General features: G+C 36.4%; 2 protein-coding genes. Both read left to right on the top strand.

What is annotated here, in order from left to right:
- The coding region (locus ABCO64_RS10855) for a GTP-binding protein (RefSeq protein WP_343089492.1) at positions 1-303 on the top strand (303 nt) is incomplete at its 5' end.
- The coding region (locus tag ABCO64_RS10850; protein ID WP_425463718.1) for a hypothetical protein at positions 288-511 on the top strand (224 nt) is incomplete at its 3' end. The genes ABCO64_RS10855 and ABCO64_RS10850, both read left to right, overlap by 16 nt.

Genomic DNA, 511 nt, shown 5'->3' with positions numbered 1-511 from the left:
CCTATGCCTCAAACGCGAGTCGTTTTAGAAAAAGCATTAAAAGAAGGGTTAAAACCGATAGTTTTTATCAATAAAATTGATAAGAAAGACGCGAGAGTTGATGAAGTGGTTGATGAGTGTTTTGATCTTTTCGTAGAACTTGGTGCAACGGATGAACAGTGTGATTTTCCAATCGTTTATGGGATTGCCAAAGAAGGAATCGCAACCGATGATATGGATTTAAAAAGCAGTGATTTAACGCCTTATTTAATACTATTTTACATCACGTTCCTCCCTATCCAAAAACCTTGGATGAGCCTTTAAAAATGCAGATATCTTCATTAGGATATGATGATTATTTAGGCCGTTTAGGGGTAGGAAGAATCACAAGAGGGACGCTCAAAACCAAAACAGATTACACCTTAATCAAAAGAAATGGTGAGCAAAAAACTGTGAGACTTGCCAAATTATTTGTCAATGAAGGCTTAAGTCGTCAAACAAAAGATGAAGCATATGCTGGTGATATTGTTAC

Origin of the sequence: Methanocalculus natronophilus (assembly GCF_038751955.1) — an archaeon.
GTDB classification, from domain to species: domain Archaea; phylum Halobacteriota; class Methanomicrobia; order Methanomicrobiales; family Methanocorpusculaceae; genus Methanocalculus; species Methanocalculus natronophilus.
The sequence above is the reverse complement of the archived record's forward strand: the minus strand, read 5'-3'. Positions and strand labels throughout refer to the sequence as shown.